General features: G+C 48.3%; 17 protein-coding genes. 9 read left to right on the plus strand and 8 right to left on the minus strand.

Going from position 1 to position 23501, the window contains the following annotated elements:
• Nucleotides 1-9: 9 nt before the first annotated feature.
• The 5 genes from ACN0YH_RS05075 to ACN0YH_RS05095 form a co-directional block, all read right to left on the minus strand.
• Nucleotides 10-1056 carry a protein-glutamate methylesterase/protein-glutamine glutaminase gene (locus tag ACN0YH_RS05075; protein WP_417378475.1) on the minus strand — a complete coding sequence of 349 codons (1047 nt, stop codon included), beginning with the start codon at nucleotides 1054-1056 and terminating at the stop codon, nucleotides 10-12.
• Nucleotides 1053-1421 carry a response regulator gene (locus ACN0YH_RS05080; RefSeq protein ID WP_417378476.1) on the minus strand — a complete coding sequence of 123 codons (369 nt, stop codon included), beginning with the start codon at nucleotides 1419-1421 and terminating at the stop codon, nucleotides 1053-1055. Before ACN0YH_RS05080 ends, ACN0YH_RS05075 begins: the two co-directional genes overlap by 4 nt.
• Nucleotides 1422-1745: 324 nt before the next feature.
• A complete protein-coding gene (locus ACN0YH_RS05085; protein WP_417378927.1) occupies nucleotides 1746-4280 on the minus strand; it encodes a methyl-accepting chemotaxis protein in 2535 nt (844 codons plus the stop codon).
• A 40-nt stretch (nucleotides 4281-4320) separates the two neighbouring features.
• On the minus strand, nucleotides 4321-4758 hold the full coding sequence (locus tag ACN0YH_RS05090; protein WP_417378477.1) for a chemotaxis protein CheW: 438 nt from the start codon (nucleotides 4756-4758) through the stop codon (nucleotides 4321-4323).
• Nucleotides 4759-4787: 29 nt separating this feature from the next.
• Nucleotides 4788-7466 (minus strand): chemotaxis protein CheW, encoded by a 2679-nt coding sequence (locus ACN0YH_RS05095; RefSeq protein WP_417378478.1) that lies wholly within the window; start codon nucleotides 7464-7466, stop codon nucleotides 4788-4790.
• A 520-nt stretch (nucleotides 7467-7986) separates the two neighbouring features.
• Here ACN0YH_RS05095 and gap point away from each other — a divergent pair.
• The 6 genes from gap to ACN0YH_RS05125 all read left to right on the plus strand — a co-directional run bounded on the left by gap (nucleotide 7987) and on the right by ACN0YH_RS05125 (nucleotide 15055).
• A complete protein-coding gene (gene gap / locus ACN0YH_RS05100; RefSeq protein ID WP_417378479.1) occupies nucleotides 7987-9009 on the plus strand; it encodes a type I glyceraldehyde-3-phosphate dehydrogenase in 1023 nt (340 codons plus the stop codon).
• A 357-nt stretch (nucleotides 9010-9366) separates the two neighbouring features.
• Nucleotides 9367-10071: a ribulose-phosphate 3-epimerase gene (gene rpe, locus ACN0YH_RS05105; RefSeq protein WP_417378480.1), complete on the plus strand. Its 705-nt coding sequence runs from the start codon at nucleotides 9367-9369 to the stop codon at nucleotides 10069-10071.
• A 15-nt stretch (nucleotides 10072-10086) separates the two neighbouring features.
• Entirely contained in the window at nucleotides 10087-10761 is a 675-nt protein-coding gene (locus ACN0YH_RS05110; RefSeq protein WP_417378481.1) for a histidine phosphatase family protein, read from the plus strand.
• Nucleotide 10762: 1 nt separating this feature from the next.
• Nucleotides 10763-11617 carry an acetyl-CoA carboxylase, carboxyltransferase subunit beta gene (gene accD, locus ACN0YH_RS05115; protein WP_417378482.1) on the plus strand — a complete coding sequence of 285 codons (855 nt, stop codon included), beginning with the start codon at nucleotides 10763-10765 and terminating at the stop codon, nucleotides 11615-11617.
• Between the two features lie 202 nt (nucleotides 11618-11819).
• Nucleotides 11820-13001: a protein kinase domain-containing protein gene (locus ACN0YH_RS05120; RefSeq protein ID WP_417378483.1), complete on the plus strand. Its 1182-nt coding sequence runs from the start codon at nucleotides 11820-11822 to the stop codon at nucleotides 12999-13001.
• 77 nt (nucleotides 13002-13078) lie between these two features.
• A complete protein-coding gene (locus tag ACN0YH_RS05125) occupies nucleotides 13079-15055 on the plus strand; it encodes an ATP-dependent helicase (RefSeq protein ID WP_417378484.1) in 1977 nt (658 codons plus the stop codon).
• Between the two features lie 7 nt (nucleotides 15056-15062).
• On the opposite strand, the gene ACN0YH_RS05130 is transcribed toward ACN0YH_RS05125, so the two are convergent.
• Nucleotides 15063-16931, minus strand: coding sequence for a chloride channel protein (locus tag ACN0YH_RS05130; protein ID WP_417378485.1), 1869 nt, complete (start codon nucleotides 16929-16931; stop codon nucleotides 15063-15065).
• Between the two features lie 207 nt (nucleotides 16932-17138).
• On the opposite strand from ACN0YH_RS05130, the gene tsaB reads away from it, so the two are divergent.
• The 3 genes from tsaB to ACN0YH_RS05145 all read left to right on the plus strand — a co-directional run bounded on the left by tsaB (nucleotide 17139) and on the right by ACN0YH_RS05145 (nucleotide 19760).
• A complete protein-coding gene (gene tsaB, locus ACN0YH_RS05135) occupies nucleotides 17139-17876 on the plus strand; it encodes a tRNA (adenosine(37)-N6)-threonylcarbamoyltransferase complex dimerization subunit type 1 TsaB (protein WP_417378486.1) in 738 nt (245 codons plus the stop codon).
• Between the two features lie 273 nt (nucleotides 17877-18149).
• Nucleotides 18150-18473, plus strand: coding sequence for a DUF6793 family protein (locus ACN0YH_RS05140; protein WP_002648145.1), 324 nt, complete (start codon nucleotides 18150-18152; stop codon nucleotides 18471-18473).
• A gap of 60 nt (nucleotides 18474-18533) precedes the next feature.
• Nucleotides 18534-19760 (plus strand): amidohydrolase family protein, encoded by a 1227-nt coding sequence (locus ACN0YH_RS05145; RefSeq protein ID WP_417378487.1) that lies wholly within the window; start codon nucleotides 18534-18536, stop codon nucleotides 19758-19760.
• A gap of 189 nt (nucleotides 19761-19949) precedes the next feature.
• Here ACN0YH_RS05145 and secD read toward each other — a convergent pair whose 3' ends face one another.
• The gene (secD, locus tag ACN0YH_RS05150) at nucleotides 19950-22925 is read right to left on the minus strand and encodes a protein translocase subunit SecD (RefSeq protein WP_417378488.1); all 2976 of its coding nucleotides are present in this window, start codon (nucleotides 22923-22925) and stop codon (nucleotides 19950-19952) included.
• Between the two features lie 111 nt (nucleotides 22926-23036).
• The gene (yajC, locus tag ACN0YH_RS05155; protein ID WP_417378489.1) at nucleotides 23037-23390 is read right to left on the minus strand and encodes a preprotein translocase subunit YajC; all 354 of its coding nucleotides are present in this window, start codon (nucleotides 23388-23390) and stop codon (nucleotides 23037-23039) included.
• Nucleotides 23391-23501 lie beyond the last annotated feature (111 nt).

The following is a 23501-nucleotide window of genomic DNA, read 5'->3' on the forward strand; positions in this document are numbered from 1 at the left end:
CACCACTTTCTATAAAGAACAAAGTCGGGCCAGCTCAGGGGCTATATTCCTGAGAGGTAAGACCTGGCTGGCCAGTCCTGCCTTGGCAATCGCGCCAGGCATTCCCCAGACAACACTACTCTGCTCGTCTTGTGCGATAATATAACCTTTACGCTCACTGATTGATTCCGCTCCTTCGATACCATCATCACCCATACCGGTCAGCATGACTGCCAGGACGGAACTGCCATACCATTTGGCGGCAGAAGCGTACAAGGGATTCACTGAAGGACGGCAAAAATGTTCCTGGGCATCCTGATTGAGACGGATTATCATCCGGTCATCCTGTTTATCAATCACCATATGAAAATCACCCGGTGCAATATAAATATGGCCTCGTTCAATCAACGCTCCATCCCTGGCTTCAGAGGTAGGACGTTTTGTTTCCCGTTCGATGTGCTCAGCCAGGGTCCTTGTAAATAAAGGTGGCATGTGCTGGGCAATCAGAATCGGCAAAGAGAATTTCTCTGGTAATGCAGTCAACATGGTTTTGAGTGCATTCGGACCACCAGTACTCGAACCAACCACCATTACCATCGGTGTTTTAGTCGGTCGTGTAACGACTGATGACTGATAAGAAGAGTAATCCGACTGGCCTGAACTTTTTTTATTCACCAGCGCTTTGATAAGAGGCAACAGATCTCGGGCAACTTGCTCGATCGCTGCTGCTGCATTGGTGGCTACTGGCTTTGGAATGCAGCCTGCTGCTCCCAGATCCAGCGCCTGAAGTGTGACCTCTGCTCCTGCACGGGTCAGAGAACTGGCCATGATTACCGGAAGTTCCGGATAATTCTGCTTCAACTGTTTCAGACATGAGATCCCATCCATGACGGGCATCTCCACATCCAGAACCACAACATCAGCCCGATTTGTCTTGAGCCAGGTGAGCGCAGACTGACCATGCATCGCAGAGCCAACTACCTTCACTTCCGCATCCAGATTAATCGCCTGTGTCATCAAGCCCCGTATCACAGCTGAGTCATCGACCAGCAGTACCTTGATGATCGAATGGCTCACAATACACCTGTTTCTTCCAGTTTGTCCCGAACAATGTCTTCGGTAAACGGTTTCATTATATACTCATTTGCACCGGCCTGCATGGCCTGTACGATTTGAGGCATATCGTTTTCTGTTGTGCACATCACCACGATCGGCTGCTTTTCACGTACTTCAGCCCGTAATGCCTTCAGAAATTCCATCCCATCCATGATTGGCATATTCCAGTCGAGCAGAACCGCATCCAGTTCCGGATTCGCACGAGCGACCTCCAGAGCCTGCTTGCCATCCTCTGCTTCCAGAACGTTCAATCCGAACGTCCCCATGATTCGTCGTCCCACCAGTCTGACTGCGCGGGAATCGTCTACTAGTAATATTGTCTTCATTTCACCGGTCTCCCAGCCTGTTAAAAATAGCTCGATGTTATTAAGTTAACGCCAGACTCAGAGTAAACTGAACGTGAATACAGAACTTGTTCTGTCCCTGACGTGAAATTAAACTGTCTGCAGGAAGTCTAGGACACATTTAATGATGTGACGCGAACAAAGCACAAATTCCTGAAATTTCCGTTACTTTGAGCGATATACCTCAGTTCTCAGCGTATCCATAAAAAAACCGCCAGGCTAAACCGATGTTTTAAAACACTTGTCTACCCTGGCGGAAATGACGATTCTTATTATATAAGCCTCTATAAGATCAGGCTTTGCGGATTAAATGGCTCGCATCCGTTTCAGGAATGCCACAGCAGCCTCATCCAGCTTCACAGATTCCTGTGTCAAACCTTGAGCAGCAGCCAGCATGTCATTGGAAGCTGTACCACTGTCAGCTGCTGCCTGAGAAACACCAGAGATGTTATTAGTCACCTCGGCGGTCCCACGAGCTGCTTCTGCTACGTTACGTGAAATTTCATTGGTGGCAGCAGTCTGCTCTTCAACAGCACTGGCGATAGTCGTTGAAATTTCATCAATCTTACGGATGCTCTCTCCAATCGAGCCGATGGCGGAAACAGCGATATTGGTTGATCCCTGGATGGCAGCAATCTTTTCACTGATCTCTTCCGTAGCACGAGCAGTCTGGCGTGCCAGTTCTTTTACTTCATTCGCAACCACAGCAAATCCTTTACCGGCTTCTCCGGCACGGGCTGCTTCGATCGTCGCATTCAAAGCCAGCAGGTTTGTCTGCTGAGCGATGGAAGTAATTACCTTCACAACCTGACCGATTTCGCTGCTGGCATCACCCAGCTGCTTGATGGTATCATTGGTACGATCTGCTTCTCCCACAGCCTGAGATGTCATGTGAGACTGCTCTTGTACGTGGCGTGAGATTTCGCTGATTGAGGCACTCAATTCTTCTGCAGCAGAAGATACGGTCTCAACATTTCGAGTTGCCTCTTCACTGGCCGCGGCGACCACTTGAGACTGTCGTGCCGTTTCATCCGACATATCTGACAGACTCTTGGAACTGGCCTGCATCTCGGTAGCAGAAGAAGTCACGACACCGACAATGGCCTGTATTTCAGTCTCAAAATCATCTGCCATTCTGACCTGCTCTGATACCACAGACCAGGAAACCATCGGACCAATATAATTGCCTTCCCGGTCCGTAATTGCTGTAGCCAGCAGGTCCAGAGTTTCATCTCCCACTTTGATTTTGGCACGGTGTGGCAGATTTGAGGGATCCGCCAGCATCCGTCGCTGCATTTCCGGATTCTTATGGAAAATGTCAATACTCGAACCAATCAACTGGTCTACCGGTTTGGGTAGCAGGTGCTCAAGCTCTTTCAACTGCTTGTAAGAAGCAGGATTCATGTAGACCATTTCGAAGTCTTTGTTTGCGAGCAGAACATTGATTGGAATATTATCCATCATGTTCTGAATGCGGACCATATCGTTTTCCGCTTGTTTTTTCTGGGTAATGTCAGATGCATATTTGACGACTTTAAACAGCTTGCCAGATTTATCACGGATAGGATTATAGGAAGCAGAAATCCAAACTTCTTTGCCTCCCTTGCCGATCCGCTTGTATTCAGCAACCTGGTTCAGTCCTGCATTTAGTTTATCCCAGAATTCTTTGTATTCATTACTGATCTGGTATTCTGGTTCGACAAACATCCTGTGATGCTGCCCCTGAATTTCTTCCAGTGTATAGCCAAGTGTTGCACAGAAATTATGGTTGGCAGTAATAATCGTGCCATCCATTTTAAATTCGATGACCGCCTGGGCATCACTGAGGGCTCCCAGCTGTCCCGAATAATCACAGTTTGCTTCTTCCAGCTTCACCTGCTCAGTGATATCTTCCCAGGTCAGGATCGTTCCTGCAGAAGCAAGCTGATTCAAACTGATTTTCAGCGAGCGATCTCCCAGGGGAGCCGTGATCGACTTCTCACCGGTTAATCCCGATAGCGCGGACTTCAGTTCTGGCAGTTTCATAAACAGCTGGCTGATCGAACCACCGACCAGTTGCTGTGGGCTCACCCCCAGTTCACTGCTCAGTTCCTGAATGAGTTCCTGACCTTTACGATTCGCATAGGTTACTGTTCCTTCCGGGTTCAGAAACAGAATGGATTGCGGACTGTGTTCCACAATACCATAAAACTGATCTGTATCCTGCGACTGTTCAGTAGCCGCGCTCTGTCCCGTATTCTGTACTGAATCAATCGACATAATACTCTTCTCCTTCGGATGGTTGATCTGTGCTTCAGATCGTAAAGGTAGTTCTGAATTGGTTTGGTCATCTTTCTCTGAAATCAGTTGGTCTTCCACCTGGGAATCCACTTCTTCAAAGCCGGCTCCCACTGAGCCTGATACTGCCGTTGATTGAAGCTGTTTTGCGCGACTTGAGTCTTTGGCACCTTCAATCATCGTTTTAGAAACTGCTTCGAGAGCCTGACGCCAGGCCTCTTCCAGCTCTTCACTCCATTGATCTTCAGCAAACTCTGCCAGCACTCTGAGCAGAGTATCCGTAACTGGCGGGTAGTCATCCTCCTGGATGCCCATTTCGCCATGTTCTTTTCCCAGTTGATGTAATACTTTGGTCAGGGCAGGGGGGTTTTCGAGTGATTTCAAAACCAGAACCAGCGCCTGAATCAGTTTCCCCCGCTGTTCTGAAAAATCGGTATGCGTGAAATAGCGCAGCAGATCGGGGTAATCTTCGAACAGCTTTTCATAAAATCGTTCTGCCAACTGGTCTGCACGTGGTGCAACCAGTTCGAACGATTCTCGCAAGGCAGTGACATTGAGATCCACAGGCAAGGCCCTTATTCAGACAGCAGAAAGAAATAAAATATCACTCAAAATTTAAAATTGTTTCCACATCCAGAATGACAAACAATCCTTCATCCAGTTGAAACACACCGATGGTCACCGTCCGCCAGTGTGGATCCAAAGTTCGTGGCACCGGCTCCATGGATCGACCTGACACATTGATCACATCACCCACTTCATCAACCAGCAGACTGAAGGACTCTTCACCCACACGCGTAACGACATTCATTGATCGGTCATCTTCCAGATCAGGCAGCCCCAGACGCTTCCGTAAGCTCACGGCTGTCACGATCTGACCGCGCAGATTCAACAGACCTTTGATCTCTGCACGCGCCAGGGGGGTCGGTGAAATCATCTGTTCTGTCAACACTTCCTGAACCATATTGACCGGCATGCCCAGTAGCTGACCATCGACACGAAACGAGACATACTGGCTCGAATAATCTAACTGCGACTCCATTCCGCTTCCTGAATCTGTGACTGCGATGCTCATGCATTAACTCCTGTTTTATATTTCAACCGTGCAAAAGACTCATCCAGGCAGGAAATCAATTCATGCGAATTAAATTTGACCAGAAACTCATCAAAACCAGCTTCCCGGGCCTTGGCCTGGTCTGCTGAACTGTTTGCTGATGTCAAAGCAATGACATTCACATCCTGAGTGTTCTCGTTTGATTTCAGCCATGCACAGAACTCAAAGCCATCCATCATCGGCAATTCCAGATCTGTTATGACAGCATGGTATCTGGAATCTTTCTCCAGCAGTTCTACAGCAGAGACGCAACTCTCACAGGTCACCACGGAATAACCTTCCGTTTCCAATGAAGTTGTCACCAGTTGCCTGAAGAACATCGAATCATCAACGACTAACACTCGAAACGATTTTTTATCTTCAACTCTACCAAACCAGTTTGGCGTTGAGCGTGTTACATAGTATTGCGTATCAATGACATCGATCGCATTCTTGCCTATAATCGCAGTCCCCAGTACACCAGACCTGTCAGACTGCATCCGGATCACAAGCTGTTCATCAATAATGTCTTTGATCTCATTGACCATCAGTCCCATCGAACGATTATTTTCGGAAAAGACGATGACGGGTTGCGGATCCACGGGTTCTCCACCACCGTAACCAGCCCCCTCAACAGAAAGCAGTGGCAACAGATTGTCGCGATATTGAACAACCTTGCGGTCACCGTTCAATTCAATGCTATCCAGCGGAAATTCTTCCAGACGTGCGACCAGTGACAGCGGAACAGCCATTGTCTCGTTCTCTTTCACACCAAACAGAAGCATACTGATGGTGTCCTGATCAGAATTAGTTACTGTTTCTTCCGCTACCGATTGAGAATGAGCTGAACTCCCACCACACTGATTGAATATTCCACCCACATCGAGAATCATCACAACACGGCCATCTCCCAGAATTGTTGTCCCCTGGTAAAGGCCAATATTCTTCAACAGTCGGCCCACCGGCTTAACTACGATTTCTTCGGTATCAAAGATCCGGGAAACAATCAGTCCAAACTGATCTTCCCCCACCTGAACCACTACGATATTCGTGTCCTGCAGATCGTCATCTTCTGGGGGCTTCTCTTCCAGTTGCAGCACTTCATTCAGATGCACAAGAGGCAGCAGGCGATCTCGCAGACGAAATACCTTCTTATTGTGAATCGTTTCAATTTTTTTGCAGTCTTCTGTAGAAAGTCGAACCAGTTCCACCACTCCCAGTTGCGGGATTGCGAAAGGCTGAGAGCCGCTCTCCAGTACCAGTGCAGAGATAATCGCCAAGGTCAATGGTATTTTAATCCTGACGGTCGTCCCTTTTCCCATTTTGGAAGCGAGATCGACGGTTCCCCCGATTTTTTCAATCTGTGTGCGTACGACATCCATGCCAACGCCGCGTCCAGAGATGGAACTGACCTGCTCCGCTGTTGAAAATCCTGCCTGAAAAATCATGGAAAACACATGACTGTCAGTGACATGAGGTGCATCGACCTCTTTGATCAGCCCCTGAGAAATTGCCTTCCTCAAAACACGTTCACGGCTGATTCCGGCACCATCATCCTGAATCTCGATGATCACATGGCCGCCTTCGTGGTAGGCATTTAAATGAATCGTTCCCGACTCCGATTTACCGGCTGCTTTTCGGACTTCAGGCGTCTCAATACCATGATCGGCCGAGTTTCTCACCATGTGAGTCAGGGGATCTTTAATGGCATCCAGTACGGTTCGGTCCAGCTCTGTTTCGGCACCAGTCATTACCAGTTCGATATGTTTACTGGTCACTTGGGATAAATCACGTACCAGGCGGGGAAGCTTGTTCCAGGCATTCCCGATCGGCTGCATGCGCGTCTTCATTACACCTTCTTGCAGATCAGTCGTCACGCGATTTAAATGAGTAATGGGAGCGGCGTATTTGGATTCCTCATCCCCCCGTGCAAGTTGTAATAACTGATTGCGAGTCAGAACCAGTTCACCAACCAGGTTCATCAGGCTGTCAACCACATTCACATTCACGCGGATAGACAGGTCTGCCACACTCACTTTGGTAGAGCGAACTGCCTCTTCTGCTCCAGTTGCAGCGGGAGTCAGGGGATCCACTGACTCTGGCAGAACTTCAGGCTGAGTTTCAGCGATTGTCGCTGGTGCGGAATCATTAATGTCAGCCTGACCTTGATCGTCGAGAGGTGCTTCATCAACCTGAGCTTCGGCAGTGTTTCCTTCGACTTCCCCTGATTCAGGAGTAGCGGGGGGAGCCTGCCCTGATGGTGACTCGAGAGGACCAGTTGCCAGGTTGGCTAGATCATCTAACATCAGAGTTAAGGTCGAATGGTCCGTTTTCGGTTCTTCACCGGTTGCTTCCAGCCCCTGTAACAGCTCTTTAATCCGGTCGATTGCCTCCAGTACCAGTGAGATTGCTCCCGGAGACACTTCGAGCATACGCTCGCGCATCTTTCCCAGAACATTTTCAGCGGAATGAGCGACTGCTCCGAGATTGGTGAGACCCAGAAAACCACAGGTCCCTTTAATAGTATGAATCGTGCGAAAGATACTGGCGATCAGCTCAGCATTCTGGGGATCTTTCTCAAGCTCTACGATCTCCGAGTCTAATTGACCTAAATTCTCCCAGCTTTCTGCTAAAAACTCCTGCAGAATATCGTCCATCAGCCCGTCCTGGTGATTAGGGAACGTAATTGAAGTGTAAATAAGACTTAGGCGTGGAGAGCTAAAACTAATACCAGCAAGATCTTATCAACAAGCTTTTATACAAGCTTTGTCCACATAATCCCCCCAATAGTACATGATCTCCCCTTAAGCACTATCGTCATTTCTGCTTAAGCCCCTTGACCTCCTGTTATTCATAGAAGTGGAAGTGAGGGAAATTCCCCATTAAATTTAGGTCGAGATAATCACAGACGCACAGTAACCACAGCTTCAATTTGAGTGATTACTCCCATTGGATGTACAACAGATTAACGAGACAGGACATACTTAATATTGTTGAATTATTAAGAAATCAAAGCAGAGTCTGCGTTCGGTTGTGTGGCTGTCCAGAGACTATTACAATCCACCGCGACTAAAAGTTACCCGACAGCGGACAGAGGAGTTTATTGGAATCGTTCTCCATGACCTCTGCCGTCAAATATACACATCTAATAGTTCATTAAACGAAGGAGTAAGTCCTGTGGCTGCGGTAAAGGTTGGTATCAATGGTTTTGGGCGTATTGGACGTATTACATTCAGAGCACTCGCTGCTCGTCCCGAAGAATTCGAAGTGGTAGCCATCAACGACCTTGGTGATCCTAAAAAACTGGCATGGTTATTAAAATACGATAGTGTCCAGGGTCGATTCCCCGGAACTGTTGAAGTTGATGGAACTGACTTGATCGTCAATGGAAAAAAAGTGCGGGTCTGTGCTGAACGTGACCCCCGTGATCTTCCCTGGAAAGAACTGGGAGTTGAAGTAGCTCTGGAATCTACCGGTTTCTTCACAAACCGTGAAGCAGACGGAAAACCAGGTTATGACAGCCACCTGACTGCAGGGGCTCGTAAGGTTGTCATTTCTGCACCGGCAAAAGATACACCCGACATGACTGTTGTTTTCGGTGTCAATGATGACCAGCTGACTTCTGAACACATCTGTGTTTCAAACGCCAGTTGTACTACAAACTGCCTGGCTCCCATGGCCAAGGTTCTTCATGAAAACTTTGGAATTGAACACGGCTTAATGACCACCGTGCACGCTTACACCAACGATCAGCGTGTTTCAGACCAGTTGCACTCAGACCCGCTACGGGCACGAGCTGCTGCTTTGAATATCATTCCGACAACAACAGGTGCTGCTAAAGCTGTAGGCCTGGTCCTGCCAGAACTGAATGGCAAGTTAACCGGCCTGAGTCTTCGCGTTCCCGTACCAGTAGGCAGTATCACTGACCTGGTGGTGACTCTCAGCAAAGACGTGACAGTCGATGAAGTCAATGCCGTCATGAAAGCGGCTGCAGACGGACCGATGAAGGGCATTCTTGAGTATAACACTGATCCCATCGTTTCCAGCGATATCGTAGGCAATACCCACAGCTCCATCTTTGATGCCAGCTGGACGACTGTTATCGGGGGAAATATGCTGAAGGTCCTAAGCTGGTACGATAACGAATATGGTTATTCAAACCGGACCGCGGACATGATTGCCCGACTGGCACAACTATAAGCTATATCAGAGCTTGCCTAACACAAGCCTTGATTTAGTCCTGAAAATTCAGCCGAGATGAGATCCATCTCGGCTGTTTTTCGAACCGGAAATCGATACGCACGAACACTTGATTTAACTTTCGACTAGACTCTGCTCAGTCAGATTGTCAAAATGTGACGCTTACAACGAACGCCAGTCTCACTATTTAACTGATGATGAATTCAACATACTGACTCCAGGCCGCATCCAGTTAAATCCTCACTACTTCGATCCGAGACCAAAAGATTTGAGTACATGAGAAAATGCAGCAGACGGTCTGGATAATCACTCAGGTACTTGTTTTTGACATTCGATCGTATATTATTTCTGGAATCTATGACTAACTCTGAACTTAAGCATAAATTGAATTCGAACTCTCCCGTGATCGCACCCTCAATGCTAAAGTGTGACTTCGGGAATCTGCATCGGGAAATCGAGCTGCTGGAAGCAGCTGGGGCTCATGTACTCCACTGGGATGTCATGGACGGACATTTTGTTCCCAATCTCTCCTATGGAGCTATGTTGATTGAACGAGTCCGCTCATTGACCAGTCTGGCCTTTGATGCGCATTTGATGATCAGCCATCCGGAAAAATATATCGACGACTATATCAAAGCCGGCTGTGATTCCATCACCATCCATATTGAAGCGGTGGCAAATCCGTCCGAAATATTGAAACATCTGAATCAATCAGGGGTGCTCCCAGGATTAGCTATCAGCCCCCAAACGCCCCTGAAAGCTGTCGAGCCCTACCTGGACCAATGCGGAATGGTGCTCGTGATGAGCGTGGAACCCGGGTTTGGCGGACAATCTTTTATTGAATCGAGCATCCAGAAAATTAAACAACTGAAATCAATGATCTCCGCCGACACGATTCTGTCAGTCGATGGCGGCATTGCCTTGGATACGATTGCCGAAACGGCCGGCGCAGGCGCTAATTATTTTGTTGTTGGAAGTGCGATCTTCGATCAGGCCGACTATTCTACAGCTGTCAGTGAACTGGCTGCCAAAGCCGGAAGCCAGACAGCTTCCTCAACTTAAAAGAGATATATAATAATGCCAACGGTGGTACTGATACGACCTGGTTGTACAGATTTTGATAAAGATGAACGAATACAAGGTACACTCGACCTCCCTCTAAACGCACAAGGGGAAGAACAGGTCAAAAATCTCACTGCGCAGATCGAAAACTCCGGGATCGAAACAATTATTACATCCTCTTCAGAACCGGCCTTGTCGACTGCTGAACAGCTGGGGGAAAACCTGGGAATTCCGGTCAAGGAAAAAGAAGGGTTGAAAAACCTGAACCAGGGCCTCTGGCAGGGGTTGGAATATGAGGAAGTTCGCCGAAAATACCCGAAACTGCTGAAACAATGGTCTGAATCACCAGAAACCGTTTGCCCACCGGAGGGAGAACTGGCCTCCGAAGCGGTGAAACGCGTCCAAAAAACACTACAGAAGTACCTGAAAAAGAAACAGAACTTTGCGATCGTGGCGTCTGAGCCTCTGGCGACTATCATTTCCTGTCTGTTACGAAATGAGAATAAAGAGAAAATTTCTTTTGAGCACAATGGAAAATTTTGCCAGAATGAAATGTTCGAAATTCTTGAATCACCTCCCAAAAAAAGTGATTCAAAACAGGTAAGTTCTGACGATCAAACTGAAAAGAAGGATTCCCCCCAAGGTCAAGGAAACCACACAGAGAAGTGGCGGTTCGAGGAGGCCAAATAAAATGAGTTCTGCTCCGAAATCTAATGTCGATTCATGGTTAAGCCATTCTTCACGTCCTAAACGCGGTGTTCCCGAAGGCTTATGGCTCCGTTGTACATCCTGTAATGCTACAGTCTTTCGCAAGCAAGTCGAACAGGGACTGGGGCTCTGCCCGGAATGTGATCACCATTTTTACATCTCAGCAGATACCCGCATTCAACAACTGCTCGATCCAGACAGTTTTGAGGAATGGTTCCCGGATATCACTGCCGGCGACCCTCTCGAATTTGCTGATAAAAATAAAACTTACAAAGACCGGCTCATACTGGAGCAGAAGAAAACGGGAATGAAAGACGCCTGTATCGTAGGCCGTGGCTACATGCGTGGTCGCCCTCTGGTGCTTGGCATTACCGACTCTGCTTTCATTATGGGGAGCATGGGGTCCGTAGTGGGCGAAAAGCTCACACGGGCCATTGAACAGGCAACCGAATTGAAACTGCCTCTGATTATTATCAGTGGTTCCGGTGGTGGTGCTCGTATGCATGAGGGAATTTTCTCCCTGATGCAGATGGGTAAGGTTTCTGCTGCACTCGGCCGATACCATGAGAAGGGTGGGTTGTTTATCTCTGTATTAACCAATCCCACCATGGGAGGCGTGGCTGCCAGCTTTGCATCGCTGGGGGACATTGTGGTTGCGGAACCAGAAGCACTGATCGGATTCGCCGGGCCACGCGTTGTTGAGGCCACAATCAAAATGCCCCTGCCGGAAGGTTTCCAGACCAGTGAGTTTCTGCTCGAACATGGGTTCGTCGACCGAATTATTTCAAGACCCAAACTTCGCTCGGAACTGGCACGCCTGATCGACTATTGTGCCTGATCTCTTCGTGATCAGAAAATACGACCACCAACAGCATAGACAATACAGGTCTTTCTGCAACAGTACTATTGGCAGCTTTGCATGGTAGTACTTTGCGTATTGCCTCAAAGACACATATACTATTGGGAGTAGGCCGGTTACTATTCCTCTGAGCCCGGGAGAAACCAGGCCCTGAATTCACTCTTTGCCTGCTGGTGAATACATGAACTTCTTAAAGCGTTTCTTTTCCAAAGAGTCCCGCCAGCCACGCGTCAATATCAAGAAACGTTTTGAACTGATCGGTCGCGTCGGGCAGGGGAGCATGTCTAAGGTATGGCGCGCCCGGGATTTCAATACCGGTAGAACCGTCGCACTCAAAGTGCTCCATAAACAGAAAACCGAAGAACTGGAAGCAAGATTCGTCGGGTTAAATAAACCGAAAGAAGGCGACATTGCCGTACAGTTTCAGCATCCACATATCGTCAAAACATTTGAGCATGGATTAACGACCGATGGTGAGCAGTTCCTCGTCATGGAGTTCATCGAAGGCTACAGCCTCAGCTTTCTTGTTGAAGCACAAAACGAGGATATGCGGACCAATTGCCTGAAATACATGATCCAACTCGGCGAAGCCATTCAATATTTCCACAAAGAAAACTGGATCCATCGTGATATCTGCCCCCGCAATATCATGGTCGATAATGAGCAGCAGCTCAAATTAATCGACTTTGGTCTCGTCGTCCCCAATACACCGCCATTTTTACAACCTGGTAACCGCACTGGTACCGCTGCATACATGGCACCGGAGTTGATTAAGCGACAGAAGACCAGCCAGAAAATTGATATCTTTTCCTATGCGGTAACCTGCTACGAAATGCTCACCAAACGCCTTCCCTGGAAGGCAGCAGAGACAATGGAAGCAGTTCTGCAGCACATCAATTCACCACCCAAACCGATCCAGGAACTTCTGCCTGGCATCAGTCCCATTTTAGCTGACGCAATCATGAAAGGACTCGAACTTTATCCGCAGGATCGCTGGCAGACTATTGATGAGATGCTGGTACCGTTCAAAGAAGTCTACAAGTCACAGAAAACGGCTGTCGCACAGCAGAAAACCGAAACCGCTGAAAGTTCAACTCCCAGGCCTGCATCTGCTGTGCCCGGTAAAAAAAGAACGCCGGAAAAATCAGTCCCGAATTCGAAAAAGCAGCGTTCTTCTCAAAAACCAAGTAAAACTCCAGAGCCACACCTCCGTCGCAGAAAACAGAAACCATCGGGGGAAGGAACATCTGAAACTCCTGAAAACCAGCCACAGTCTGGCTCCTCTCCTGCCAAAGACCAACGTTCCCGTCGAAAGAATAAATCCACGCGACCCAAACCCGGTAATCCTGATGAAAGTCACTAAATTCGCTCAACTGTAATGGAGCAACTTTCGATGAGATAATTTTCGCTCCTGTTTTTGACGTCAATTGATTAAGATACATGCCCCTGTCCACCAGCCCGAACCAATCAAACCACCTGGCTTCTCTCAACCCGGCGCAACGTGAAGCCGCATCCACTCTTTCCGGACCACTTCTGGTCTTAGCGGGAGCAGGTACCGGCAAAACCAGAGTCATCACCTATCGCATGGTGGAACTCATTCGTAATGGAGTTGCGCCTGATAAAATTCTCTCTGTGACATTTACCAACAAAGCAGCGAAAGAAATGCAGGAGCGTATGGCAGCTCTGCTGGGCAAAAGACTGCCTGCCAAGCCCTTCATTTCTACGTTCCACTCGCTCTGTGTCCGCATTCTGAGGGAAGAAATCTCTCTGCTGGGTTATCCGGAGAAGTTCGTCATTTATGACAGAGGCGATCAGGAGTCGGCGGCCAGAACCGCACTCCGGGAAATCCGGGTCAATGACAAAAGCCTGCGCCCCGGCGATCTGCTCAACAGAATCAGTAACTGGAAAATGGCAAATGTATCCCCGGAAGATGCTAACAATTACACCGAAAATGATTTCGACTTCCTGGCAGCCATGGCTTATCGAAAATATCAGACCAAGCTGCGTTCCAGTGGGGCAGTCGACTTTGACGATTTATTGATGCTCACGAACCAACTCTTTTCTGAGCACCCGGAAGTCCTCGTCCGGGTTCAGGAAAAATTTGATTATGTTCAGATCGACGAATACCAGGACACCAATCTCTCCCAGTTCAGCCTGATCCGCGCTCTCGTAAAACCTCACCAGAACCTGTGTGTGGTCGGCGATGATGATCAGTCAATATATGGGTGGCGTGGTGCCGAGGTAAAGCATATTCTTGGATTCCAGCAACAGTTCCCGGGAGCCAAAGTTGTCCGACTTGAAAACAATTACCGCTGCACGGACAAAATCATTGAACTGGCCAACCGCCTGGTAGCACATAATCGGGATCGGCATAAAAAACACCTGATTGCCCACAAAAAAATGGGGGCGCCCGTGCGATTTCTTGAACTGGCAGACGAATTAACTGAAGCCGAAAAAATCATCGGTGAAATCAGATATCTGCATGAAGCCCAGGAGGTTCCTTTACGCGACTTTGCCATCCTGTTTCGTACCAATGAACAGCCCCGGGTCTTCGAAACAGAATTACGCCGTACCAGTGTCCGCTACCAGTTGATTGGCAGTCAGTCATTTTTTGATCGCCGTGAAATCCGCGATCTGCTCGCATACCTGAAATCGCTTGCATTTCCGCATGATGAACTTTCCATGCTGAGAATCATCAATACGCCCACGCGCGGGATCGGCAACAGTACGGTTGAGAAATTAGTGAATCAATCAGTCAAAGCGGGAAACCGGTTCTGGGAAATGGTCGAATCCGCCCAGCAGACGAATGACCTGAGTGCCCGTGCAAGTAGTGCATTGAATGGATTTCACGACCTGCTCAAACGATATCGAGCCCGACTCGAACAGTCCCCCCACGATCTTGCTCGTATCATGCACGATCTGATTAAAGAGATCGACTATGAAGCGGAAATCAAAAAGCAATACAAAACCTCAGAACAACAGCAGGCACGACTGGTTGTACTCGAACAGTTTATTGAATCGATCAATGAATACTGTCGCCGTACCAGCGATCCGTCCCCGGCTGGTTTCCTGGAAGAAACCGCGTTGGGTGATCGTGATGACCTGAATGAAAAAGAAGATCAGCTCGCCCAGGATGCCGTCAAACTCATGACGCTCCACAGCGCCAAAGGTCTGGAATTTCCCCGAGTTTATCTTGTGGGAATGGAAGAAGGACTGTTACCACACAAACGATCTGTAGAAGGAACTGATGCCGAAATCGCGGAAGAAAGACGAATCGCATATGTAGGCATCACGCGGGCCCAAGACTATCTCACACTCAGTCGTGCAACAACACGAACCAAATGGGGTAAGAAGCAGCCGACCCTCCCGTCGCGATTTCTCTTTGAAATGCGTAATACCGATGATGAGGAAGAGTAACTCGCCTTTAACCCTCACTTTCCTCACCCGCACGCTTATGCTTCATGAGCTGCTGATTGTAATAACCAATCGTCTCTTTACGATTCAGCATTCCCAGCAGGATGCCCGAGTCTTCCTGATCAACCACAGGCAAGGCTTCCACATTAATCGCAGTAAACCGTTGCATCACCGTATTCAAATCATCATCCGGACTGACTTTCACAAAGTTGGATTGCATGATATCTCGTGCTAACGCCAACTTCCAGATGGTCTCATCATACAGATAAGCGCGGACATCATCCTCGGAAAAGATGCCGATAATGTGTCCCTCATCATCCACGACAGGGAAATAATGCTGCTGGGTTCCCGCCAGCGAGTGGACAATTTCATCGAGCGTTTTTGACTGATGAATTAACTGAATCTTTCTGCCCGGATCAAAGACATCTGACACGCGGCTTCCCTCAAGCACATCAATCAGAAAATCACCACGATGTGCCGGAGAATCGAGTCGACTGGGGTACTGCTTCTGATAAAGATGAACTTTCTGACAAAGCACGAAGCAGAGCGTGGAGGAGAGCATGGTAGGTAACAGTAGTGAATAGTTTCCCGTAATTTCTGAGACCATGATGATCGTTGAGATGGGCGCATGGGCGGCCCCGGCAAAAAAACCGGCCATCCCGACCAATCCGTAAGCTTCCGGCTGTGAAACCAACTCAGGCCATAAATCCTGCAGTATTCGACCGGTTGCAGTTCCGACACAGCCGCCAATCACCATCGAAGGCCCAAAAACTCCCCCCGAGCCTCCCGAACCGATCGTCAGCGATGTCGTAAACACTTTAACAACGGCAACCATAAGCAACAGCGGAACACTGATCCTGGCAGCGGAAGTTAAAGCATCCTGCAATATCCCATAGCCAGTAGACATCACTGACAATGCCTGCAGATCTTTATTGAACAGATAATACATGCCGATCCCGACGACACCTGTCAAAAAAGCACCAATTGCCGGCTTGAACATGGGCTTGATCGGAATCGCTTTGAAGATCCGGTTCGTTCCATAAAATGTCTTTACATAAAACATCGCAGCCAGACTCAAGATGACTGACAGAATGGTATAGGGAATCAATTCGAAGTGTGAGTCAACTGTATGATGCAGGCCATCACCAAACAAAGGCATGAACTGCAGTTCCTGTGGGAGTGACATACAATAGACAGAATAAGCAATGATCGACGACATCGCAGCGGGGACAATGACATCCGATTCAAAATCGGCATTGCTGTACATAATCTCTGCGGCAAACAACGCCCCCGCCAGGGGAGCACGGAAGATCGCACCAATTCCTGCACCGACGCCAGCCGCAAGCATGATCCGACGATCTCGCGCAGATAGTTTTAAGATTGTCGCCACCCATGACCCAAAACCAGCACCGATTTGGGCGATCGGCCCCTCACGCCCGGCAGAACCACCTGTTCCCAGAGTCAATGCAGAGGCAATCGTCTTCACAATTGGAACACGGGGTAAGATCAGCCCCCGCTTGTTATGAAATGCATCAATGGCCGCGTCGGTTCCGTGTCCTTCCGCCTCGGGAGCAATATTATAAACAATGAGCCCTGATGCCAGACCGCCTAAAGTAATCACTGCCAGCATCCACCAGGGAGAAAATGCGACTTCGTTTTTTTCTGAATCGTATATCGAATGCTCACCCACTGTCTGGGGATGATCAAATCCAGCGATGGCAACGAGGGTATTATGTTGGACCACCTGAATTAATACATCAAAAACAATTCCCCCCAGCCCGGCCACAATACCAATCAGGCAGGAAAGCACAAACCATTTGCCACTGGTCTTCAGATCAAAAGAAGTCAGTAGCGCACCCAGTTTCTTAAAATAATCCATTTCGATTTTTACAGTCTGATTATGGGAATTTATCTGTACGTCGGCAGCCAGAGGGAGACTTCTGGCTACTGCTTAAGTGGCGGGCTTTATGATTTCTACCTGCTTCTGCTACAGCCGCGAAATATTTTTACCTGCATGACTTGGAAGCATTTCAGGAGTTTGTCATACTCTGATACTTGGTTGTAACGAATTTAACCCATTTATTCGATGTATTTTGTTTGTGTCCGCGTGGAAAATTCTGAGTTTTATTTAGGCATTGAGACTTCCGGGCTCTCCGGATCCGTGGCGGTCTATTGCCCAGGTCAGCAAATCACTCAAATTGAGCTTTCACAACAGGGACGAAAACACGCACAAACCCTGGTCATTGAAGTCAAAAATATCCTCCAGCAGCTGAATATTACTGCCCATCAAATCAACGGTGTGGGAGTCAGTCGCGGCCCTGGCAGCTTTACCGGATTAAGAATCGGCATTACGTTCGCCAAAACTTTTGGATACGTGACTGGTTGTCCTGTACTCGGCATTGATACGTTCGAAGCGATCGCGTTGAACAGCCCCCCTGAGATCAAGGAAACCTGGGTCATCTCCAATGCGCAACGGGGAGATCTGTTCGTTGGCAAGTACCTGAAAACCTCCGATCGACATTGGCAGAACTGTTCTGAAATCGGGCTGCGGAGTATCGCAGAATTTGGAAATTCGCTGCAGTCCAGCGATACCGTTTCGGGGCCAGGAATCACTCTGCTACCAGAGAACTTACCGTCTGCCCCCCGCCTGCTGGAAACGGAATTCCGCACACCGCATGCAGCTGAAGTGGCAGAAATTACAGCGAGAACTTTACAGAAAAATACAGAAAATCATTCTCCCCGGAATGAAGTCTGGGATCTGACTCCCTTTTATCTCAGAAAAAGTGCGGCAGAAGAGAAGTGGGACGCACAACAAAAAAGTTGAGGCCCAGCGGTTCTCTGATCAACTTTAAAGATCAACTGGTATTCAGGTTAAAAGAAATTTCTTCATAAAGCGGGATTTTTGTTTTTCTTGAAACATTTCCCGGAAGACACTCTCCCCGGGAATCCGGCTTGGCTATAATAAAGCTCACGGAAATGTTCGATTTCAGACTCCTGAGTTTATGTATGAACTGTCACGACTATTTCGAAAAAGTCATGTTGTTCGACGTCGTTCGTCAGATTATCACTTTTCCATTCTTCAGACTGGAGTTGAATTATGGCTCTTTATGAGATTGAAACAAACGCACATATCATGGTGGGTTGGGCAAATACTCAAGAGGAAGCGGAAAATGCAGCTCAGGAAAATTACCCTGAAGACGAGATCTTAAGAGTCACTCGACGTCCCCGCGACATGTGGGTGATCTCAAAACGCCTGCTCGGAATTGAAGGGCACACAGAGCCCTGTGATATGGCACGCGAATGCCTGTTCCGTGCTTCCGGTGACAAAGTCCACGCCATTCGCCTTTACATGCGTGACACTGGTGCTGATCTCCACGAAGCACAACTGGCGATTGAAACCAATATGTCAGTCGGCTGGTAATCCAGATTGCATCCCTGCCATTGAGACCACACACCGCAGAAACGGAATGACTTCGATCCGATGATCATACAAGGAACTCTCGTCAGTTCTTCAGGAACTTCTCACAGCCAGATCCGCCTCGATGGAAATCAGATTGTCGAGGTTGCCTCAAATCTGGGCAAAGCTGATTATTCTTTTTCCGATGACTGCCTGATTTTTGCCGGCATGGGTGATATTCATATTCATGCCCGCGATGATGTCGGCGAGTCACAAATCTACAAAGAAGATTTCTGCACCGCGGCTGCCGCCGCTATCAATGGCGGTGTTGTGCACGTTGCGGATATGCCTAATAATCCTGTTCCCCCCATCACCGACGAAAGTTACCGCGACAAAGTCAAACATCTGGAAAAACGAAACCCGGCGATCCATTTCACACTCTATGCAGGTATCGGCCCCGGAACCAGACCACTTTCATTTGCAGTGCCTTACAAAGCCTATATGGGCCCCAGCGTAGGTGATCTGTTTTTCAGAACCCTGGAACAGTTGGATGAAACCCTGTCACATTATCAGGGTTGTAATGTCAGCTTTCACTGTGAAGATCCAATCCTGCTGGACGAGCACGCCAATGCTGCAACGCACGAGGAACGTAGACCAGCTGAATGCGAAATTTCTGCCACGCGATTCGCCTTGCAGATGATCGAGAAATATGATCTCCGCGGCAAACTCTGTCATTATTCCGTCGGGGAAGGGCTGCCGCTTATTCGCGAAGCCCGCAGCCGTGGAGTGAAAGTCACCTGTGAAGTGACACCACACCATCTCTATTTTGATCAGACTGATCTGACTGATCAAAATAGAGGAAAAATGCAGATGAACCCGCCATTGCGAACAGTTTCAGACCGCAAAGCCATGCTGGCTGCATTACGTGACGGAACTCTGGATTACCTTGCCACTGATCATGCGCCCCATACCCTGGATGAAAACGAGCAGGGGATCTCAGGTCAACCGCACCTGGATACTTATGGAGCATTTGTAACCTGGCTGATTCTGGATCAGAAATTTTCACCAGAGCAGGCGGCCCTGTTCTGCTCAGAAAACCCAGGTAATTTTGTGAACCCTTATGTCTCACCGAAGAAGTTTGGCCGAATTGAAGCAGGTTATACTGCCAGCCTGACGGTGCTCAATCTGAAGCAGCCGGTCACAATCAAACGTGAAGACATGCAGACCAAATGTGGTTGGTCGCCGTTTGAAGGAATTACGTTCCCGGGCTCGATTGAAGCCGTCTTCATTGAAGGAAAACGGCTCCGCTGAGGAATCAATAAACAACGCTATTCGATCTTTAAACTACGAAAAAGGGGCTCACCTGAAACAGGTGAGCCCCTTTTTTATTCTTTTCAATTCCAGAGCGCGCCACTTTTTAATATAGCGTCTGTCAATCTCACATATTCGGTCCAAATAGACCTGGAGACGCTACAGTAAAACTGGTCACAGGTCTAACCGTCAGTTTTTCACACTGGCACGCTTCTGACTTTGTTCAGTTGCCCGCGCTGTTGCACTACCCGGTCGGTTCATTAACCAGAGCAGAACCGGGCTGGCGATAAAGATCGAACTGTAAGTACCAACAATAACACCCAGTACCAGACAGTAAGCAAATCCATGAATTCCCTCACCACCGATGGCATACAAGATCAGAACCACGATCAATGTGGTAACCGATGTCAACAGGGTACGGGACAGGGTCTGGTTCAGACTTTCATTTACCATGGTGTTCGTCAAGGCAGGATTCTTTCCGCGCACCTCACGAATCCGGTCGAAGACCACAATCGTATCGTTCAATGAATAACCAACGATTGTCAGAAATGCAGCGATCATCGGCAGATTGATTTTGAAATCGTTTAAGCCGAGAATCGGTCCCAAGGCTGTGTCGCTCAGATAAGCTCCCAACGCCACCATTCCCAGCACTACCAGAACGTCATGCACCAGGGCGGCTACCGCAGCCAGGCCGAAGGTAATTCTCTGGAACCGAAACCAGATATAAGCCACAATCGCGATCAGACTGATCAGCATCGCCAGTAAGGCAGATTCCTGCATCTCGCTGGCCACAGAGCTGTCAAAACTATTCACTTCATCCAGGATGGCAGTCGTCGCCATCACATCCTGCATGGTACTCAATGCGGTTTTCAAATCTGCTTCCAGCAGATCCGGTCCAGCCTGCATGGTCATTTTCTTAAATCGCTTATCTCCTTCTTCTTCCTTATCAGCAGCATCCCCTTGCAGTTGAAACTCGGGGATTCGATCATACTTATCAGAACCATCGGCGTTCTTGATGACAGCAATGGCTTCTTTTAAGTAGTTATCAATCGTGGATGTTTTCACATCACCACTGAAAGTCAGAGAGACTTCAGTACCGCCCGGAGATTCTTCGCTACCGGTCAGCTTTTTGACTTCGCCGTAATCCATGGTCACTTTACGCAACTTATGAGCCGCGTCACTGAAAGCAGTGTTTAATTTTCCACGAATCGTATCTGTTGCTTTTGTCTTGTTTTCGTCCGCATCTGCATCGTTTAAAGTTGTTCGCAGACGGTAGAAACGACCTTCAGAGGCGGGGTCATTTGAAAGTTGCAGTTGCTCAATCGTCAGGCTGTTTCCAAATTCCTGCTGCAGGAGTCCACGGACATCATCAATTTCCTGTTTGTCTTCAAACTCAAAAGTGACCATGGTTCCACCAGTAAAATCAATATCCAGATTTTCCTGGCCGCGGGTCACCACAACAATCAATCCGATTACAATCAAGGCGACAGAGAAAAAGGCAGCAATCTTCCTCTTTCCAATGAAATCGATGCTGGTCGCACCGACAATGCTCATCATCTTCAGATCGCTGATCCAGCGTTTCCGTTCGAAGATATCAAAAATCAACCGCCCTACATACAAGGCGGTGAACATACTCATCACAATCCCGATGAATAATGTGACTGCGAAGCCGCGTACCTGATCGGTTCCGATGATATACAGCACAACTGCAACGATCAGTGTTGTGAGGTTCGCGTCAACAATTGTTGTGAAGGCACGGGAAAAACCGTTATTGATGGCCATTCTCAAGCTGGAACCACGGGTTTTTTCTTCCCTGATACGCTCGAAAATCAACACGTTCGCATCAACGGCCATACCGATCGTCAATACCAGACCAGCCAAACCGGGCAGGGTAAATGTGGCATCAATGAACGACATACAGCCCATTACCAGCAGCAGGTTCAGCGTCAGGCAGATATTAGCCACCAGGCCTGCAAACCGATAATAAATCAGCATGAAGATAATCACTGCGCAGGCAGCAATCAGAATCGCCTGTTTCCCTTTTTCCTGTACATCACTTCCCAGCAGCGGACTGATGGAGAACTCAGAAACAGGTTCTGGCTTTAAAGGAACTTCCAGAGCCCCCGCATTTAAAACATTCAGCAGTTCATTCACTTCAGTCTGATTAAAACGACCGGAGATAATCCCTTCCGTACTGATCGTATCCTTGATACTGGGAGCCGATTGAACTTTGCCATCCAGCAGAACAGCCAGATGCCGCTCAAACCCATCTTTACTGGGGCGATTTTTTGAAGTCAGCTGCCCGAACAGGCTACCACCTTTTGCATTAAACACAAAACGCACAGCAGGACCACCATTCTGGTCAGTCGTCTGGCTGGCTCGTACCAGATATTTCCCGGTGACACGCCGATCTTCATTGGGCTCAATCAGAATCAGGACTTCTTCACCTTGAGTACCATCTTCCCGGGTAAAAGGCCGGGCTACGATCTGATCTACTCCTTCGTAGTTGTCGTCGCCTTTGACTTCGCGCCAGCTGGCAATCACGCGTCCTTCTTTATCGCGAATATCTTTTTTATCAGGACTCTCCAGAGCTCGCGCAACTGCTTCTGCATGATCGCGGTCTCTGCGGTTGGCAACAATCGCGAACTCCAGGCTTCCCAAGCGGGTAATCAGCGATTTAATTCTCTGGACATCTTCCGAATCCGCACCGGGAACGATGACTTCAATTCGATTCTGACCGACTTTGCGAACGGTAACTTCTTCTGTCCCTGAGGGATTGATACGACGGCCGATAGCGCCAACCATCTGATCCATCACTTCGTTAGAGAGCTCTTTTTCACTCTGTGATTCATCAACTTCAAAGACCATATTTGAACCGCCGGCAAGGTCGATCCCCAGACGAATGGCATCACGCCAGTTATGCCCGTGAGTCACCTGCCAGACAAAGGGGGTCGCAGCAACCACAGCGGTAAACAGGACCAGACCAATTTTCTTCCCATAGTCCTTCATTTTAAGCGCGTGGGCAATGACCACCCCCAACACAAAAGGAACTACAAACACGGCAAGAATAATCAATATGATAGTCCAGCCAGAAATACTTGATGGCGTTTTTTCAGTCACTTCCGCGGCGAAAAGGCCTGCTGAGTGAAAATCAATCCCTGTCATTCAATTAGTCCTGAAACGATACTGTTTTATAAGGGCCGAATCATTCGGCGCTAGAGATTTAAGCTGGCTGCTTCGAGCCAGATACTGACGGTCTGTTCGATATGTTGGAAACTAACTCGTAGTCTCTTTGGTTTCTGCCTGATAGAGCCCCTGAACCGCACTGCGGCGGACTTTGATTTTCGTATTATCGTCGATTTTCAAAGTGACTTCCTGCTCTTGCTCTGCAATGTTGGCAATCGTGCCAATAATGCCACCAATCGTCACCACCCGATCATTTTTCTTCAATTGACCTAAGGCTGCCTCACGTTTTGCCCGTTCTTTCTGCTGAGGGCGAAACATAATGAAGTAGAAAAAAATTACGATGGCGATCAAAGGCAGAAACTGCAGGATTGGAGAAGGCGCTGGTCCTTCTTTCACCGGTGCCTCTTGTGCAAATAGAGAGAGGGTTGTAAGTAGATTGTTCATTCAATTCTCTTCCAGAGGAATCTGGATTCAATTCATAAATTAACTGATTGTCAGTACTTAGGAGAAAACCACATCCTGACAGAATCCTCAACGGGCTGTTATTATCACAAC

It is taken from the genome of Gimesia sp. (genome assembly GCF_048262075.1).
Taxonomy (GTDB): Bacteria; Planctomycetota; Planctomycetia; order Planctomycetales; family Planctomycetaceae; genus Gimesia.

Excerpts from the sequence above, each read along its gene's own strand:
- ACN0YH_RS05140 (WP_002648145.1), top strand. The coding sequence starts at position 18,150 with ATGGCTCTTTATGAGATTGAAACAAACGCACATATCATGGTGGGTTGG.
- yajC (WP_417378489.1), bottom strand. The coding sequence starts at position 23,390 with ATGAACAATCTACTTACAACCCTCTCTCTATTTGCACAAGAGGCACCG.
- ACN0YH_RS05130 (WP_417378485.1), bottom strand. The coding sequence starts at position 16,931 with ATGGATTATTTTAAGAAACTGGGTGCGCTACTGACTTCTTTTGATCTG.
- ACN0YH_RS05120 (WP_417378483.1), top strand. The coding sequence starts at position 11,820 with ATGAACTTCTTAAAGCGTTTCTTTTCCAAAGAGTCCCGCCAGCCACGC.
- ACN0YH_RS05090 (WP_417378477.1), bottom strand. The coding sequence starts at position 4,758 with ATGGAGTCGCAGTTAGATTATTCGAGCCAGTATGTCTCGTTTCGTGTC.
- ACN0YH_RS05080 (WP_417378476.1), bottom strand. The coding sequence starts at position 1,421 with ATGAAGACAATATTACTAGTAGACGATTCCCGCGCAGTCAGACTGGTG.
- accD (WP_417378482.1), top strand. The coding sequence starts at position 10,763 with ATGAGTTCTGCTCCGAAATCTAATGTCGATTCATGGTTAAGCCATTCT.
- ACN0YH_RS05125 (WP_417378484.1), top strand. The coding sequence starts at position 13,079 with ATGCCCCTGTCCACCAGCCCGAACCAATCAAACCACCTGGCTTCTCTC.
- secD (WP_417378488.1), bottom strand. The coding sequence starts at position 22,925 with ATGACAGGGATTGATTTTCACTCAGCAGGCCTTTTCGCCGCGGAAGTG.
- rpe (WP_417378480.1), top strand. The coding sequence starts at position 9,367 with ATGACTAACTCTGAACTTAAGCATAAATTGAATTCGAACTCTCCCGTG.
- ACN0YH_RS05145 (WP_417378487.1), top strand. The coding sequence starts at position 18,534 with ATGATCATACAAGGAACTCTCGTCAGTTCTTCAGGAACTTCTCACAGC.
- ACN0YH_RS05110 (WP_417378481.1), top strand. The coding sequence starts at position 10,087 with ATGCCAACGGTGGTACTGATACGACCTGGTTGTACAGATTTTGATAAA.
- ACN0YH_RS05095 (WP_417378478.1), bottom strand. The coding sequence starts at position 7,466 with ATGGACGATATTCTGCAGGAGTTTTTAGCAGAAAGCTGGGAGAATTTA.
- tsaB (WP_417378486.1), top strand. The coding sequence starts at position 17,139 with ATGTATTTTGTTTGTGTCCGCGTGGAAAATTCTGAGTTTTATTTAGGC.